The following is a 17,277-nucleotide window of genomic DNA, read 5'->3' on the forward strand; positions in this document are numbered from 1 at the left end:
TAATGCGACAAGCAGGCGCAAGCCAGACAAACAACTAAGGGTACTCGCTAGCGACCAACGGTGCCGGTCCAGACGACAAAACCTTAAGCGATGCCCTGGTCGTGACGAAACCAGCTAACGAGAGCTGGTTTGAGGAGGAGACGGATGGTTCGTAGTAGACACAGGCATTCCTCTTCGCGCCCCGCCTCGCCCGAGGTCAAAGAGATCACGACGGCGCAGGCAGCCACGATCGAGCAGATGGCCGACGAGATCGGAGAAACCGGTCTCCTCGTCGTCGAGGCAGCCACCAAGGTGGAGTCAATCGCCACCAACATCACCACCCAGGTCGACTTGTTCAAAGAACTGACCTTGGCCGCCCGCGATCTGCGTGATGGCAACCGTTCGCTTGCTGATGATGCCGAGGCCGCTGCCGATGCTACCCAGAAAATGAACCTCGAGCTTGAACAATCGAGCAACGAGATGGCAGCGTCGCTCTCAGAGGTCAACTACATGATCCAATGGGTAGCCAGTACTAGTACCCAACTTGAGACGCTCCAGCAGGAGATGGAAGATGTCGGCCGTATCGCCCACCACCTCGACTCCATCGCTCAGCAAACCCACGTGTTAGCCCTCAATGCTCACATCGAGGCCGCACGCGCAGGCACTGGTGCGACTGGTTTCACCGTCATCGCCAACGCGATACGAGACTTAGCGGACCAAGCGATCGATGCAGCTGCGTCGATCTCGAGCACGCTTGATCCACTGATCGAATCGGTCAATGAGTTGGGAGGTACGACAAAGGGTGCGCGCCGCGGGGCCGAACGTGCACGCAATGCGATCGACATCGTCGCCACATCCATCAAACGCTCTCAAGAGGAGGGTCAGGTCCTCGATCATCGGGTTGAGGCGATCGCGACCTTCTCAAGGACGATCAATGAGAAGGTCGGCCTCTTTTCGAACTCGCTACTCTCGCTCTTCGATGGCGTTGAGCACTCCGAAAACGACCTCAACGCCGCGACGGCGAGCCTTGAACACCTGATGCAGAGGACGAACTCGCTCGTTCAACTCAGCGCAAAGGTTGGAGTGGCAACAAGCGATACCCCCTTGGTGATGGAGGTGGTGCGCTGTGCTCACATCATCGAGGAACGGATGGAGCGTGCGCTTGCCGCAGGTGAAGTGAGCATCGAGACACTCTTTGACGAGGAGTACGAGGAGGTTCCGGGCACCAATCCCCAACAACACCTCACTCGTTTCACTGCATTCGTCGATCGTAGTGTACAAGATCTCCTTGAAGCCTTCCTCGACTACTCACCAACAGTCGTCTTTGCGGCTGTCGTCGATCGCAACGGTTACCTCTCAACCCATAACCTCAAGTACTCACTCCCTCCCACGCCCGGGGACCCCGTTTGGAACGCCGCCCACTGCCGCAATCATCGCTTCTTCACCGACCCGACAGGGATCCACGCTGCGCGCAGTCGTGACGAGTTTCTCCTCCAAACCTACCGGAGAGACATGGGAGGAGGCAACTTCCTCTTAATGAAGGATGCCTCCGCGCCTATCTACGTAGCAGGACTCCATTGGGGAGCACTGCGCTTGGGCTATGCACCCCTTGCGAGCACGTTCGAAGAGGCTAGGCAGGTACAACGATCGGAACGACCCTCGTCACCCAACAAACCCAGATCGGAACGCAGGGAACTCGACGAGCTCCTGTCACCTTGGTGATCACGCCTGCGCCAACCTAGACCCGTCGTAAGAACGTGACCACCGAGGAAGGCGCACTACTCAGCGGTACGCTTCAAGGATCTCACCATGGAGGAAATGGGCACCAGCATCGACAATACGGGCCTGCACGTAGCATCCCCGATTGCGTTCGCCATCAACCCCAGCCAAATGGACCAACTTGTTTTGCCGTGTCCGCCCCGAGGCGACCGAAGCATCCCGTTTCGAAGGACCGTCGATGAGGATCTCCTCGATACGACCGACACGATCCCGATGTTTAGCCGAGGCACTGCGTTCTGTCACGAGCTTGAGCTGCGCGAATCGTTGAGCGATTACCTCCGGGTCGACGAAACGATCCGTCCAGGCACCGGCCTCGGTGCCAGGACGCGGCGAATAGATAAACGTGAAGGCGGAATCAAACTCACACCGAGCTACCAACTCTAGCGTAGCCTCGAAATCCTCATCAGTCTCACCAGGAAAACCAACAATGATATCCGTGGTCACAGCAAGGTCAGGTATGATCTCCCTTGCTTGGGCAAGCTTTTCGGCAAAGCGTGCACCTCGGTACCCTCGATGCATCGCCGCAAGCACACGGTCGCTGCCAGACTGTAACGGGAAATGTAGGCTCTCACACACCGCTGGCGAATCCGCCATCGCCCGAAACGTCTCCTCACGCATGTCCTTGGGGTGCGGTGAGGTGAATCGCACCCGACGTATGCCCTCAACCGCGCCGACGGCTCGGAGGAGATCGGCAAAAAGGGGGCGTATCCTTGCGATGGAGCCGCTGACATAGACGTGTCCAGCCAAGTAACCTCGATCATTTGCACCAGCCTGTTCGGTGCGCAATCGTCGAGTAAGGTCGCGTCCATAGGAATTGACATTCTGCCCCAGTAGCGTGACCTCGGTCACCCCTTGCGATGCAAGGCTGCGCACCTCATCCACGACTGCCTGGAAGGGACGGCTGACCTCACCCCCTCGCACCTGGGGAACGATGCAGAAGGCGCAGTTGTTGTCGCATCCGGTTTGAATGGTCACCCAAGCTTTGTGCCCCTCCGTCGGCTCGGCACCAAGATCAGCCAACGGATCGGGTCCTTGGGTTATCTCCCTGACGTCGATCACCCGGCGCTCTTGATCGCTGCGTTCGAGCAACTCCACGATCGAAGCCAACGCATGCGTACCAACCACGACGTCGACATGGGGAGCCCGATCAAAGATCGCCTCTTGTTCACCCTGCGCCAAGCATCCTGCCACCACAATCCGCAGATCGGAATCGGCCGCACGCCGCTCCCGCAACTTATTGACCTGTCCAAAGAACCTATTATCAGCGTTCTCCCGTATGGTGCAGGTGTTAAAGACCACCACATCAGCAACCTCTTCTGAGGTCGCTGGCGTCATGCCCTGACGGCGCAGCAACGCCACAATCCGCTCAGAATCATTCTCATTCATCTGGCATCCAAATGTCTTGACGTAAAAGCTCTTCATCTACCCCAGGAGTCTAGTGGCCCACGCAAGGCCGCCTGAGAAAGGGCAACCGTACGCGATCGGTTCATCAAGGAACCAGGAGCTGCCCGGGTGCCACGGCCGTTCACATTGAGCTCAAATCGTACACCGACAGCTCAACTGTGTGCACGGAGCGCATCGCGGTACCATGTGCATCGCGGTACCATGTGCATCGCGGTACCATGTGCATCGAGGTAAGGTCACGCAATCTCCTACTCCCATCTACCCCAACCCGCCACGCCATTCGCACAATGCCCACGAACCGCCACGTGCAACCTCTGACCGATAGGAGCATGACGAGAAGAGAGATCGCCAAAAGCACAAGCGGCCGACGAGCCGGATGGCACCGGACCCGTCGACCACTCTCACCGTTAGCGAATACAGCCCACTGCTGGGCTGCGAACTAGTTTGCCGTCTCGGAAAATGCCTCCTCATCATCGGCCGGGAGCATCCCATGGGTCAAACCCTCAACGACCGTACCACTGACCTTTTCACGAATCTTCTGATCCAGCTCTGCCATGAGTTGTGGGTTGGCGGCAAGAAACGTCTTTACGTTCTCACGTCCTTGGCCTAGCTGCTCACCCTCATAGGTGTACCACGAACCCGACTTTTTAATCAGACCCAGCTCCACTCCCACATCGAGGATCGAGCCCTCTCGCGAGATGCCATGACCATACATGATATCGAACTCTGCCTGCCGAAATGGCGGCGCACACTTGTTCTTGACGACCTTCACCCTGGTGCGCGAACCGACCATCTCTGTACCGTCCTTGATGATCTCGACTTTTCGGATATCGAGCCTCACCGACGAGTAGAACTTGAGTGCGCGGCCACCCGGGGTAACCTCCGGCGATCCATACATCACCCCAATCTTCTCTCGTAGCTGGTTGATAAAGATAGCGAGTGTATTGGTATGATTCAAATTCGCCGTCAGCCGACGCATCGCCTGCGACATCAGCCGAGCCTGGAGCCCCACATGGGCATCCCCAATATCCCCCTCGATCTCAGCGCGAGGGGTGAGCGCCGCCACCGAGTCGATGACGACCACATCGATGGAACCAGACCTGATGAGAACGTCACAGATCTCCAGCGCCTGCTCGCCGTAGTCTGGCTGTGAGATCAAAAGACCATCGATATCCACACCGATCGCCTGTGCGTACACAGGGTCGAGCGCATGCTCTGCATCGATATAGGCACAATTACCGCCAATACGTTGCGCCTCAGCGACCACGTGAAGGGCGAGGGTGGACTTCCCTGAACTCTCCGGACCAAATATCTCGACAACACGCCCTCGCGGAAGTCCGCCAACGCCGAGAGCAAGATCCAGTGCCATCGCTCCAGTCGAGACCGACTCGATCGTCATCTGCGGAGCCTCGCCCATACGCATGATCGAACCCTTGCCAAACTGCTTTTCGATCTGGGCGATCGCTATATCAAGTGCCTTATCCCGTTCCACCGTTCCTCCTCATCAACTCTTACCATAGACTAGATCGAAGCTCGGACAATTCGTACATCTGATCGAATATAATTGTCACACTCGCCACAGAGAAACTCGCTCCGGCGGCAGCCGATCATCTCAGCGTCTCACACCCGTCTCAACGAGCTCGAATCCACGTGCCGATCCACTCAGGGTCAATCGCACCAGATCGAGCGCGGTGGCAGTAGCATACGTGCGGATTCGCTCACGATCTCCTAGGAGTTGCACCTTGCGTGCAGAAGAATGGCCATGCAGGCTCATCCCAATCCACACCGTGCCGACTGCCTGGCCCTCCATCATCTCAGGACCAGCCACTCCGGTCGTTGCGACTCCGAGCTCACTCCCTAACAGCCGAGCCACACCTTCAGCCATCGAACAGGCAGCCCCCTCGGATATCACCGCGGCCGTCTTGACACCGAGCAGCTCCTCTTTGACGGCCGTAGCGTAGCTAACGACTCCACCACGGAACCATCGAGAGGCTCCAGGAACACGCACCAGTTGCGAGGCCACCATTCCTCCGGTGAGCGACTCCGCAACCGCGATCGAGATACCCTGAGTCAGAGCGAGCTGGGCCACCACGGATTCCAGGGTATCGTCGTCTACTCCAAAGATGGCATCCCCGAGGAGCTGACGCGCTCGACCCTCCTCACGATCGAGTAGGATAGCGGCCTCGTCCTCGCTCATGGTGTTGACCGTAAAGCGTACCTTTACCCCTTCGATCCCCGATGCGAGAAAAGCAATGGTGACATTCGAACCCTCAAGTTCTTCGAAACGCGGCGCCATCAATTCAGCAAGGCGTGACTCACCAAGCCCCCAGGTTCGCAGCACCCTAGATCGAATCACGGCAGCGTCGTTGCGTCTTGCACGTAACTCGGCGAGCACCTCGTCAGCGAGCATATCGTCGAGTTCATACGGGACCCCAGGCAAAGCGAAGATGACTTTGTCTCCAACGGGAACGATCAACCCAGGTGCCGTACCCTTGCGCTGAGCGATGACCGTCGCCCCATCGGGTACCAGGGCCTGTCGATAGTTATTGGCCGACATCGGCCGACCTCGCTGGGCAAAAAGCTCCTCGATGACCGCACGAACCTGGGCATCCTCGCGCAGTGGTCGCCGAGCGACCTCCGCAATCGCCTCTCGCGTGATATCGTCCTGGGTCGGCCCGAGGCCTCCACTGGTGATCACCGCATCTGCATCTCGAAGCGCTAGCTCCAACGCCGCAACGATGCGTTCGTGATTATCACCAACTTTGAGCTGAAGGTGCGAGGAGAATCCATTGGCCGCCAACATCTGTCCAATGCGCGCCGAATTCGAGTCGACAATCTGCCCGAGCAACAGTTCGGTCCCGATGGCGACGACGGCTACCTCCAACGAACGTTAGGCCTTGATGCTCTTGGAGTCAAAGAAGTACTGCACCGCGCTCACCAACGCCAACACTACGGCGATCCACACTCCGACGTTAATCAGCGAATGGTCGTGTTGGCCAACAAACGGAATCAGGGCGAAGCCAATCACGAGAATCTGCACCAGCATCTTGAGCTTACCCGGCAGGCGCGCGGGCAGACTCTTACCCGAAGCAAGCACCTGTGTGCGGTAGACAGAGACCGCGACCTCCCGCAGCCCCATAATCAGCACAGGAAGACCATCGATACGGTGCAGGACAAATAAGGCACCAAACGCCGCGAAGACAAGAATTTTGTCAGCAAGGGGGTCGAGGAAGGCACCCGAGCGGGTGACACCCTGGCGTCGCGCGATGTAACCGTCTGCCTTGTCGGAGAGCGCAAGCCCCGCCCACAGCCAAAACGGAACAATCGAGGTAGGCGATGACAGCAACAACAGCACAAAAACCGGCGCAAAGCAGATACGCAACACCGTGATAGCGTTTGCTGGTGTAGCTATGGCTGAGGGGCCATAGATGAGGCGCTGTGGAGTAGACATCTGCGACCAGTTTACTCCATTTGCGGTGCCGCGATTACACAATCCGCGCTTCAGCTCTCGCCTGGCTCCTTCAGGGTCGTCAAACCTTCAAGATCAACGGCGAGAGAACGCACCTCGTAGCCCAAGCCACTCGCACGCATCGCCCGATCGACGTGCTGATGCACCCGCTCAACTCCATCGACATCAGTAAACCCGACACAGATCGTGCCAGCACCTGACCAGGAGGCCCCCAAACAACCCGCCTCCAATAGCATGTCGAGTAGCCGCTTTGCCGCAGGGAAGGCCGCCGTGCGCGCCTCCTGATGCAGACGGTCCTCAAAGAGCTCAGGCACCAGATCTTCGACATGACCGAGCGAAGCAGCCAACACCACTGCGTGAGAGAGGTTAAAGACCGCATCGCCAAAGGGTACCGTCGGCGGAAGGAGCCGTCGCGCCACCTCCGTCGCCAATCGATCAGGAGGAATAATGACTACCAACCGCAACAAAGGATCCACGGGGAATCGTCGAATGACAGGACCACCAGGAGCGACCAGCGCCGCAACACCACCGCCGTAATAGGAGGCGGCGACGTTCTCCGGGTGGCTCTCAAAATCAAGTGCAACCCCAAGAGGATCAGGATGCCCGAGAGCACCGGCAACCCCCAGAGCTACCGCGGCCGACGAGCCAAGGCCCCTTGCCAAGGGAATCTCCGAGTCGATGACCAACCCGACGTGATCATGGCCAAGAACCTCGATCACCAGCTGATGGATCAGATGGTTCCCGGTCACCACCTCAGTGGCACCCTCTCCATGCAGCTCGACAACAAACGAGTCCGACGGGTAGGCGGCGGCGGTGAGAAACAGGGGCACCGCGATCGCCAGCGTATCGAACCCAGGTCCTAAGTTCGCCGAGGAACCTGGGACCCGGACACTCTTGAAACCCATCACGTCACATCCTCTGTCCTAGAAGTGGGTCAACCTCCACACGATCGACGGGTGCACGACGGCGTTAGCGACCTTTAACGGAACTATCTTAAGCTGCTCACCAACGGTCAGCGTCGCCGTGCCAACTTTAGCTCCTGCCGGGAGGCCATAGAGTGACGTATCGATCGTCGGTGTAAAGGACTCGGTCAGTCCGGGCCATCCGATCTCCGTTACCGACTCACTAGCCACCACTGGGTCCGGATTGGACCCGGGTACATCGAGGTAACCAACCACCTGCCCCTTATGTAAGACCGTCAACTCTCGCGGGATCGTCTGCAGTGATTTTGCCATCACCTCGCCATCGTGGAGTGCGTTGATCAGCGGTTCCACGCCACCGACATCGAGAATGGTACCAAGACCGTAGAGATCGGACTGTCCCATTTTGATCTGCGTCGCCATCGCGAAGCTACCGGTCAAAATAGAGCCTGTCTTGGCACCGACGATATTGTCGTGTCCAAGGGCATAGTTGACGTTATAGACCGTGCCCGCAACCGGCAGCGTCGCCTGCGGCATCGCTGCGATATTAGCAAGGACTGGGTTTGACATAAACAGCGCCTCGATCTTGAGCTGGTCACGCGGGATCGATAATGTCGATGGGGTCACGCCACTTGGATCACCGTAGTGGGTATGGTGGAGACCTAAACTCTGTGCATAGCTGTTCATTTCTGAGACAAAGCGGCTGACCGAGCCAGCATCCCACTTGGCCAAGACCGTCGCAATATTGTCGGCCGAGGGGATCAGCAGGAGCTCTAGGAGCTGTTCCTCCGAGAGCACCTCCCCCTCCTTGATGGCACCGACCGAGTCATTGGCGTTCTTGTCGTTGACATAGATCTGGTAGTCCTGGGGGGTCATGGTGAGGCTCGGTCCACTCTCACCAAGCGAGATCGGATGTGCCTTGAGCGTCAACAGCGCGGTGGTCATCTTGGTCACTGAAGCGATCTCCGTCTCATGCAGATTGCCGTGTTGGCCAAGGAGACCAACGCCAAGAATCTCTGCTGCCGCCTCAGCGTGCGCTGGCCAAGCAACGCTAGGTGGGGTACCTGGGATCTTCGAAGAGGCCGCTAGCGACGCGGCGTAGTTTGGGTTCGGTACTCCGCGCACCAGCTGGATAATCGAACCGAGTCCCAGGATGAGAATCAGTACCAGTACTACAACAAGCAAACGCCTCGCCAGCATCGTGGAATTGCGCCCGGAATAACTCCGTCGACTGCCCTTTGCCGCCACCCACTGGTCACCGCGCGCCATTCACGTCCTCCATTTTTCACTACCTGTACGCGACTTGTCCGTACCTGTCAAGCCCATCATCATAACCGGCGAGAGAGACAGTTTGGTGAGAGGAACATGAATCCGCCAAACCCCGTCGTCGACAGAGTATCGCTGACATCGCGCGTACCCAAGATAGGAGTAACGATTCTCAGATATCGAGCTCTTCAAGTTCCTCTGGAGATACCAGGACCTGCCGTTGCTTTGAACCATCAGCTGGCCCAACGATCCCTCGGTCCTCAAGGAGGTCCATCAGTCGTCCTGCTCGTGCGAAACCAACTTTGAGCCGCCGCTGCAACATCGACGTGGACCCCGCACCAGTCTCAACGATCAGTCGTGCGGCTGTCGCAAAAAGGGGATCTACCTCAGTAGCTAAATCACTCTTAGGCTTGGCAGCATCCTCTACTTTGTCGAGTTCCTCGAGGTAGGAGGGAGTACCCTGACGGCGCCAATAGCCAACCACCGCAGCCACCTCATGTTCGGAGACCCACGGCGCCTGCAACCGTCGAGGTTGGGAACTCGTAGCCGTGACCATCAAGAGATCACCTTTCCCCACAAGCTTCTCGGCCCCGAGCTGATCCAAAATCACCCTTGAGTCGGTCTGTGAGGCGACCGCAAAGGCGATTCTTGAAGGTACATTGGTCTTGATCACCCCAGTGATCACATCGACCGAGGGCCTCTGGGTCGCGATCACAAGATGGACCCCAACCGCACGTGCCTTCTGAGCGATCCGACAGATTGAGTCCTCAACATCGCGTGGTGCCGCCATCATGAGATCGTTCAACTCATCAATGACCACCAAGATATAGGGCAGCTCTTCAGGTGGTCCCTCATCTGGATCTTCCCTGCCTGCCGAGAGCGCAATCAGTTCGCGGTAACCGACAATGTCGCGTACTCCCCAATGGGCAAGGATATCGTAACGACGCTCCATCTCTACCACCGCCCAGTTCAGCGCGTGCGCTGCCTTTTTGGGATCGACTACGACGCTCGTGAGTAGGTGGGGCAATGCATTGTACTGCGAGAGCTCAACCCGCTTGGGATCCACAAGGATGAGACGTAACTCTCTTGGTGTGTTGCGTACCAACAGGCTGGTCAGAAGCGAGTTGATCAACGATGACTTCCCCGAGCCCGTCGAACCAGCCACCAGGACATGGGGCATCGCCGCGATATCAAAAACAGCCGCCGTACCGGAGATGTCTCGACCGAGTGGCACCTCAAGCACCTTGTTAGCTCGCTCCATCTGTGGGCTCGCCAGCACGTCTCCTAGGGTCACGACCTCACGAACCCGATTCGGAACCTCGACCCCAATCGCACTCTTCCCAGGAATCGGCGCAAGGATTCGCACATCGGTCGCGGCCATCGCGTACGCGATATCGCGCTGGAGCGCGAGCACGCGTGCAACCTTGACCCCCTCAGCCAACTCCAGTTCGTAGCGTGTTACGGTCGGGCCAACGGTCATGTTGACGACCTTGACGGTCACCCCATGTGAGCCCAATGCACTCTCGAGCACCCGGCCTCTGCGCTCAAGGTCCGCTCGGTCGATCTTGGCGCGGCTCCCCCGCTTCAATAGCGATTGTGGTGGTAGTCGCCACGGGCCATCCTCCCGCGCGGGCGGCATCAGTGTCTCCACGAGCGCCGGCTCCTCGATCGGTATCGGCTCCTCAAGGGGTATTGGCGTCCCACCAACTGCCTCAGTGCCATCGGGCGTAGCCGCTGCAACCTCCTTGGAGGTGGTCTCCTCAGAGGACGACACACGCCGTCCTTTGCGGGTCCGCCGCGGGCTGGACTCCTCTTTGGCCTGTGACTCCCGTGCCTCGGACGGTGATGGCGCAGGTGATCGTGCCAGTTGCGCAACGAGCCAGTTCATCGATTCCCGGGGCCTGAGTCCAACCAGTCCAAGCAGGCAAACCACCCCAATCAGCATGAGCAAGATCGTTCCCCCGATCGATCCCGCTACGGTGGTTGCTCCAAAACCGATAAGGTCGCCGACGACACCACCATCGCGTGTTCCAGGAAGTACAAGATGGGCTGTGGTCCCCAACTCAATCGCCGCATCGATCGCGGCGATCGCCATCACAAACACGCCCGCGATGATGAACGCATGACGCGGCAAGCGTGGGTACCTTATCAAAACCGCAAAACCAATGACGGCAGCGACCAGGTAGAGCACCCATGCTGGATCTCCCAAGAGGTCATGGCTCAGCCCTAACAGTACCCTCCCCAGACCTCCAAATAGCCCCGAGTACGCCACGAGTCCGAGCAGCAACGCCCCGACCATCCAGACAAGACCGGTCGCCTCGCGTGACCAGTGCACCGGTGTCGGCGCCGTCGCCGGTCGGGTGCCTGACTTGCGCTTGGTGGGAGTGGGCTTCCTTGGGGCACCTTGCTTTCCGCGAGAAGATGTCGCCACTTACACCTCGATCACGAGTGGAACGATCAGCGGTCGCCGTTTGGTCTGTTCCCGAATGTACTTACCGACCCTGCGCTTGAGCTGGTCCTTCAAATGGCTCACACCCTGGTCTGGATTCAAACTCATCACAGTGGCCGAGACCACGTCACGGATCGCGAGCAAAAGCCCCTCTTCACGTTCATCATGGACCCATCCGAACGAGAAAATCTCCGGCTCCCCAACGAGTTGGCGTCCTTTGGCCATCGTGAGTGCGGCCACGACAATACCATCCGCGGAAAGGCTGCGACGATCCCTTAACACACTGGCGTTGATATCACCGACCTTGCCGTCGACATAGAGATAATCACCGGACCGTGACACTCCAGCGGCCATCCCTGAGGAGGTGAGCAGCACCTCATCACCGTCGTTGCAGATGCGTGCCGCTCCGCTGACCACACCAGTTTCGATGGCCAACTGCTGATGAGCAGCCAAATGACGATACTCGCCATGCACGGGTATAAAGAATTGCGGCCGCACCAAGGTGATGAGGAGTGAGAGTTCGTCCCGACGCGCGTGCCCAGAGGAGTGGACCCGCCGGACCGAGGGGTAGATCGCACGGACGCCAAGCCGTGCGAGTTGATTGATGACCCGGTAGACCGCAGATTCGTTCCCAGGTATCGTATCCGACGAGAAGATCACCGTGTCGCGATCGCCCATCGTGAACCAAGGGTCCTTGGCGAACGCCAACCGATGGAGCGCGGACGAGTGCTCGCCCTGGGAACCAGTGGCGATGATGCAGACTGACGCTGGATCGAGCTCATCGATCTCCTCGACATCGATGAGTCCACTCAGCGCACCATCTGGAAAGAGGCCAAGCTGCTGGCCCAGCTTCGTATTGCGTTGCAGCGAACGTCCGACGAGGCAAATGCGCCGACCAGAGGCTTGGCATGCAGCAATAATTTGTTGAATACGATGCAGATGTGACGCAAAACACACCACCGTCAACCTTCTATCGCGATTCTCAGCAAAGACCTCGGTGAGGACTCCCCCAACGGAACTCTCTGAATTCGACGAGCCCGGTTCGTCCGCATTCGTCGAATCTGAGAGCAACAGCCGCACTCCGTTGGCACCCAGGGTGGCCATGCGATCGAGCCCAAAGGCTCGAGCATCAACCGGGGTGCGATCGATCTTGAAGTCACCAGTGTGCAGAATCAAACCCTGAGCCGTCGAGACCGCGACCGCAGTCGCGCCTGGAATGGAGTGGGTAACGGGAATAAACTCCACCTGGAACGGGCCAACATTGACCGATTCATAATCGGCAATCTCCCGATAGCGGATACCCGAAACTCCCGATTGTTCAAGCCGTGAACGGGCAAACGCCATCGTCACCGCCGAACCATAGATCGGCATCGGAACCTCTCGTAGCAGGTGCGGCAGCGCACCGATGTGATCCTCATGCCCATGGGTGACCAGCACCCCGTGAAGATCAAGATCTGCCTCAACAAGATACCGATAATCGGGCAGCACGACGTCCACACCAGGCATGTCTGCCTTTGGGAACATCACCCCACAGTCGATCACCACCGCATCGCGGCCCTGGGAGATGACCAGCGAGTTGCGTCCAATCTCACCTAACCCACCAAGAAATCGAACTGAAACGGTCTCCTCGGCGCCAACAACATTACTCATGGATGAGCTCCACTCCTTCATTCGCTAGGGCCATACGTAGTTGGGCGTAGAGCTTGACCGCCTCGTTGCGCAATTCCTCAGGGGGATCAATCAATGGTGATCGAGTAAACCCTTGACACACCCCGAGCTCTGCCATCATCGCTTTGGTTGGGATCGGGTTCGGATACAACTCACTACTCTCAAAGTCATAACTCGGAATCAACACCCGGTTCAGTCTCGCCGCCCGCTCAAGATCTCCACGCAAAGTGGCATCGATCAGGGCCTGGAGACCCACTCCGGCCCAGTGGGAAGCTACGGAGACGATACCAACCGCTCCAAGACTCAAGAAGGGCAACAGCAAGGCATCATCACCACAGTACACCTGGGCACGACCCTCCAGGGCCGCGACAAGCTTCGCAAGGCGGGCCACATCTCCTGAGGCATCTTTGATCGCGACGATATTGGCGTGGCGTTCCATCAGTGCGAGGAACGTGGGCAACTCGATGCGACGTCCGGTGCGCGCAGGGATGTCATAGAGCATCACCGGCAGCTCCGTCGCCGCCGCAATCGCCGAGAAATGGCGGATCAGTCCAGCTTGTGGTGGACGATTATAATAAGGTGTCACTGCGAGGATCCCGTCAGCTCCCACCTCCTCAGCATCGTCAATCAGACGGAGCGAGTGAGCAGTATCATTGGTAGTTGCACCGGCCAACACCGGGCAATCCACAGCCTCGCGGACCAGCAACCATAACAATCGCCGCTCAGCGTCGGAGAGCGTACCCGATTCTCCCGTGGAACCGGTGATCACCAGCGCATCGGAACCATTGCCAACCAGCCAACGCGCAAGAGCAACGACCCCGTCCTCATCGATACGTCCATCAGCCATAAAAGGCGTGCCCATTGCGGTGACAACTGCTCCAAACATCGGTGTCATCCTCCCCTCATCTGCTCTGCCAACCACGGGCAACCTGCCTTCATCACGACTCTCGTCGTCTCAATCTCCTCCGAGCAAACCATCGATCCCGATCACGAGCCCATCAAGACCCCTTACCCGATCCACCGCCAAGAGCACACCGGGGACAAAGGATGCACGATCATGTGAATCATGCCGAATCGTCAATGTCTGGCCCGCCGCACCAAAAACCACCTCGTGATGGGCAACCGCTCCGCGAAGCCGGAGCGAATGAATCCGTATCTCGTCATCGACGACACCACCACGTACCCCTTCAACCTTTAGGTTACTCGTTCGATCACCGAGAAAACCACCCTCACCCGCTCCCTGACGGGCTTCGGCGATCCACTTCGCCGTCTCAAGGGAGGTTCCCGATGGGGCATCCACCTTCTGGTCGTGGTGCGTCTCAACGATCTCCACACTCTCAAAGTATGGGGCACACAGCGCCGCACAACGCATCAGCAAGATAGCGCCGATCGAGAAGTTTGAGGCGATCACACACCCCACTCCGGCAAAAGCCTGTGCAAGGTGGTCGAGCTCCTCTTGGGTATATCCAGTCGTGCCAACCACCGCTGGGACTCCAGCTTCGGCCAACTTGAGCAGATTGCGGTAGGATCCGCGGGCTTCAGTGAAGTCGATGACCACCTCCGGCCTTTCGGCGATCAACGCCTCAACATCACGACGCGCTATTAGGCCAGCCGCCTGGCGTCCAAGCATCTGTCCAAGATCGATACCCGCGAGTTTGGGGTCCACTGCAGCAACCAACTCATACTCCGGGTCTTCGAGAATCACTCGACACACGCTTGAGCCGACCTTGCCACCTGCACCCAACACACCAATTCGCATGTGAGCTATGCTAGTGGGCGGTATGCCCTTGGCCACGATTCGTTGGTTTCGTTCACTCCCGGCCACATTGCGATCGCAGCACAATGGCCACGACACATCACTTCACCCGCACGCCGAGCATCGGATTACCGACGCCGAAGAGCTCAACGAGCACCAGTCCCACCACACAAAAAACGAGAGCCAACCAAGCACGGTGCTTGGTTGGCTCTACCGCGACTACCCAAGAGGGACGAGCGGGGTACTAGCCCAGGTCGCCGATCTCTCGTGCAAGCTCAGACTCAAACGAATCCTCGAATGAGACACGGTTCGTCGGTTCGGGCACCGCCGCTGGGGCATGCTTCCTCTCCGAGGGCACATGTTCGGACTCTCGAGGCTCGGACTGGGAGCCTTCGTCAACCAGGGACAGCGCCAACTTGCCCGAGGGATCGATCTCATCGACCCTCACCGAGAGCTCCTGATTGAGCTCGAGCACATCTTCGACGCGCTCGACGCGCTTTCCACGTCCCAACTTGGAGATATGCACCAATCCATCACGTCCAGGAAGGATGTTGACGAATGCACCAAATTTCGTGATTCCAACGACCTTACCCAGGTAGACAGCACCAAGCGTGGCCTCCGGTGGGTTGAGGATCAACTCGATGCGGCGTTGGACCTCTTTGACCATCTCGCCATCTTTCGAGCCGATAACGACCCGTCCGACCGTGCCATCATCATCGACCGAGATATCACAACCGGTGTCGAGTTGTAGTGCGTTGATATTCTTACCCTTTGGACCGATGATCTCACCGATCTTGTCCATCGGAATCTGGATGGTCACAATACGCGGAGCTGTCGCTGCCACCTCAGAACGCGGAGCCGGGAGCGTCTGTTCGATGACATCGATAATCTGCATCCTCGCGGTGTGGGCTTGCTTGAGCGCCGATGCCAACACCTCTGCTGGGATGCCATCGATCTTGGTGTCCAGCTGGAGTGCCGTCACAAACTCACGTGTCCCCGCTACCTTGAAGTCCATGTCACCAAAAGCATCCTCGGCACCCAGAATATCGGTGAGTGTGACGTACTTGCCATCCTCGTAGATGAGACCCATGGCAATGCCGCCGACAGGCGCCTTGATCGGCACCCCAGCGTCCATCAACGAGAGGGTCGATCCGCAGACCGAAGCCATCGAGGTCGATCCATTGGAGCTTAAGACCTCGGAGACGAGACGGAGCGCATAACTGAACTCCTCCTCACTTGGCACCACTGGAAGAAGCGCTCGCTCAGCGAGCAACCCATGACCAATCTCTCGACGCTTGGGACCACGCATAAAGCCTGGCTCACCGGAGGCGAACGGGGGCATATTGTAGTGGTGCATGTAGCGCTTGGTGTCCTCGACACCCAAGGTGTCGAGTAGCTGATTCATGCGTGGCATGCCCAGCGTGCAGATATTGAGCACCTGGGTCTCGCCTCGCTGGAAAAGACCAGAGCCGTGTGCCGTAGGAATCAGCCCCACCGCCGCAGAGAGGGGACGAATGGTGGAGGTATCACGACCATCGATACGTACGCCCTCATGCACAATTCGATCGCGCACGACCGCCTTGAGGAGGGACCGCAATGCTGCTTTGATGGCTCCACTTTGATCCTCGAAACGGGCGGCAAGCTCCTCTTGCACCTGAGCATTGACGGACTCAATCGCGGCTGCTCGCTCCAGCTTGTCAGCGATGGCATTGGCAGCAACGAGCTTTGCTCGACCACTCGTAGCGACCGCTTCGGCGATCTCATCGCTATAGTCCTTGACAGGGATCCACACCATCGGCTCCCGTGGGGTCGACTTGGCGAGAAGCTCCTGCTGAAGCGCGATCGACTCGGCGATCCAACGCTTCGCCTCCACCAGACCAGCGGCGACGACCTCTTCGGTCGGTATCGCGGCCTTGGCTTCGTAGGCCTTCCAGGTGAACTCAGTGCCACCAGCCTCGACCATCATGACGGCGACATCAGAGCCATCGCTGGTCATCCGTCCAGCAACGACGAGCTCGAAGGAGCTCTCATCACCCTCTTGATACGTCGGGAACGGTATCCACCGACCATCCGCTGCCAATGCAATGCGAACCGCACCGATGGGACCCTCGAAGGGAATACCCGACATCATCAACGCCGCCGACGATGCATTGATCGCGAGGACGTCATGGGGGTTGATCAGATCGGCACCAAGGATCGTGACCACCACATGGACATCATTACGAAACCCATCGGGAAAACACGGACGGAGTGGACGGTCGATCAACCGGCAGGTCAGGATGGCCTGGTCGCTTGCGCGTCCCTCACGCCGGAAGAACGAACCCGGAATCTTCCCAGCGGCATACATCCGCTCCTCTACGTCAACCGTCAACGGGAAGAAATCGATCCCATCCTTTGGTTGCTTGTTGGTCGTGGCCGTCGCAAGCACCATCGTGTTGCCGAGCTGGGCCACCACCGCTCCATGAGCCTGCGGAGCAAGAAGTCCGGTTTCAAAACGAATCAGGGTATCCATACCCGTGAACTGACGCTCGACACTGATTGCCGACATATTTCTCCTTATTTACGATTGCTTGTTCTGGAGCAAACG

At 58.3% G+C, this 17,277-nt stretch carries 12 protein-coding genes; 1 reads left to right on the forward strand and 11 read right to left on the reverse strand.

The window, feature by feature from the left end:
- Positions 1-144: 144 nt before the first annotated feature.
- Positions 145-1,701, forward strand: coding sequence for a methyl-accepting chemotaxis protein (locus M7Q83_RS01905; protein ID WP_298334804.1), 1,557 nt, complete (start codon positions 145-147; stop codon positions 1,699-1,701).
- Positions 1,702-1,761: 60 nt separating this feature from the next.
- Here the strand turns inward: M7Q83_RS01905 and M7Q83_RS01910 are convergent, their stop codons facing one another.
- The 11 genes from M7Q83_RS01910 to M7Q83_RS01960 all read right to left on the reverse strand — a co-directional run bounded on the left by M7Q83_RS01910 (position 1,762) and on the right by M7Q83_RS01960 (position 17,238).
- Positions 1,762-3,180, reverse strand: a complete 1,419-nt coding sequence (locus tag M7Q83_RS01910) for a MiaB/RimO family radical SAM methylthiotransferase (protein ID WP_298334806.1) — start codon at positions 3,178-3,180, stop codon at positions 1,762-1,764.
- Between the two features lie 421 nt (positions 3,181-3,601).
- The gene (gene recA / locus M7Q83_RS01915; protein WP_298334808.1) at positions 3,602-4,654 is read right to left on the reverse strand and encodes a recombinase RecA; all 1,053 of its coding nucleotides are present in this window, start codon (positions 4,652-4,654) and stop codon (positions 3,602-3,604) included.
- Positions 4,655-4,774: 120 nt separating this feature from the next.
- Positions 4,775-6,046: a competence/damage-inducible protein A gene (locus M7Q83_RS01920; RefSeq protein ID WP_298334810.1), complete on the reverse strand. Its 1,272-nt coding sequence runs from the start codon at positions 6,044-6,046 to the stop codon at positions 4,775-4,777.
- A 6-nt stretch (positions 6,047-6,052) separates the two neighbouring features.
- A complete protein-coding gene (locus M7Q83_RS01925) occupies positions 6,053-6,613 on the reverse strand; it encodes a CDP-alcohol phosphatidyltransferase family protein (protein ID WP_298334812.1) in 561 nt (186 codons plus the stop codon).
- A 50-nt stretch (positions 6,614-6,663) separates the two neighbouring features.
- Positions 6,664-7,536 (reverse strand): hypothetical protein, encoded by an 873-nt coding sequence (locus M7Q83_RS01930; RefSeq protein ID WP_298334814.1) that lies wholly within the window; start codon positions 7,534-7,536, stop codon positions 6,664-6,666.
- Positions 7,537-7,554: 18 nt separating this feature from the next.
- Positions 7,555-8,820, reverse strand: a complete 1,266-nt coding sequence (locus M7Q83_RS01935; RefSeq protein ID WP_298334816.1) for a hypothetical protein — start codon at positions 8,818-8,820, stop codon at positions 7,555-7,557.
- A gap of 169 nt (positions 8,821-8,989) precedes the next feature.
- Positions 8,990-11,248 (reverse strand): DNA translocase FtsK, encoded by a 2,259-nt coding sequence (locus M7Q83_RS01940; RefSeq protein ID WP_298334818.1) that lies wholly within the window; start codon positions 11,246-11,248, stop codon positions 8,990-8,992.
- Entirely contained in the window at positions 11,249-12,916 is a 1,668-nt protein-coding gene (locus M7Q83_RS01945; protein ID WP_298334820.1) for a ribonuclease J, read from the reverse strand.
- On the reverse strand, positions 12,909-13,820 hold the full coding sequence (gene dapA, locus M7Q83_RS01950) for a 4-hydroxy-tetrahydrodipicolinate synthase (RefSeq protein ID WP_298334822.1): 912 nt from the start codon (positions 13,818-13,820) through the stop codon (positions 12,909-12,911). Before dapA ends, M7Q83_RS01945 begins: the two co-directional genes overlap by 8 nt.
- A 69-nt stretch (positions 13,821-13,889) precedes the next feature.
- Positions 13,890-14,693 (reverse strand): 4-hydroxy-tetrahydrodipicolinate reductase, encoded by an 804-nt coding sequence (dapB, locus tag M7Q83_RS01955; RefSeq protein WP_298334824.1) that lies wholly within the window; start codon positions 14,691-14,693, stop codon positions 13,890-13,892.
- A gap of 241 nt (positions 14,694-14,934) precedes the next feature.
- Complete coding sequence (locus M7Q83_RS01960; RefSeq protein WP_298334826.1) at positions 14,935-17,238, reverse strand: polyribonucleotide nucleotidyltransferase; 2,304 nt, start codon at positions 17,236-17,238, stop codon at positions 14,935-14,937.
- Positions 17,239-17,277 lie beyond the last annotated feature (39 nt).

The organism is Ferrimicrobium sp., from assembly GCF_027364955.1.
Lineage (GTDB): Bacteria > Actinomycetota > Acidimicrobiia > Acidimicrobiales > Acidimicrobiaceae > Ferrimicrobium.

Coding starts and splice junctions, on each gene's coding strand:
- dapB (WP_298334824.1), bottom strand. CDS start 14,693: ATGCGAATTGGTGTGTTGGGTGCAGGTGGCAAGGTCGGCTCAAGCGTG.
- M7Q83_RS01960 (WP_298334826.1), bottom strand. CDS start 17,238: ATGTCGGCAATCAGTGTCGAGCGTCAGTTCACGGGTATGGATACCCTG.
- M7Q83_RS01910 (WP_298334806.1), bottom strand. CDS start 3,180: ATGAAGAGCTTTTACGTCAAGACATTTGGATGCCAGATGAATGAGAAT.
- M7Q83_RS01925 (WP_298334812.1), bottom strand. CDS start 6,613: ATGTCTACTCCACAGCGCCTCATCTATGGCCCCTCAGCCATAGCTACA.
- M7Q83_RS01945 (WP_298334820.1), bottom strand. CDS start 12,916: ATGAGTAATGTTGTTGGCGCCGAGGAGACCGTTTCAGTTCGATTTCTT.
- M7Q83_RS01930 (WP_298334814.1), bottom strand. CDS start 7,536: ATGGGTTTCAAGAGTGTCCGGGTCCCAGGTTCCTCGGCGAACTTAGGA.
- M7Q83_RS01935 (WP_298334816.1), bottom strand. CDS start 8,820: ATGGCGCGCGGTGACCAGTGGGTGGCGGCAAAGGGCAGTCGACGGAGT.
- dapA (WP_298334822.1), bottom strand. CDS start 13,820: ATGTTTGGAGCAGTTGTCACCGCAATGGGCACGCCTTTTATGGCTGAT.
- M7Q83_RS01905 (WP_298334804.1), top strand. CDS start 145: ATGGTTCGTAGTAGACACAGGCATTCCTCTTCGCGCCCCGCCTCGCCC.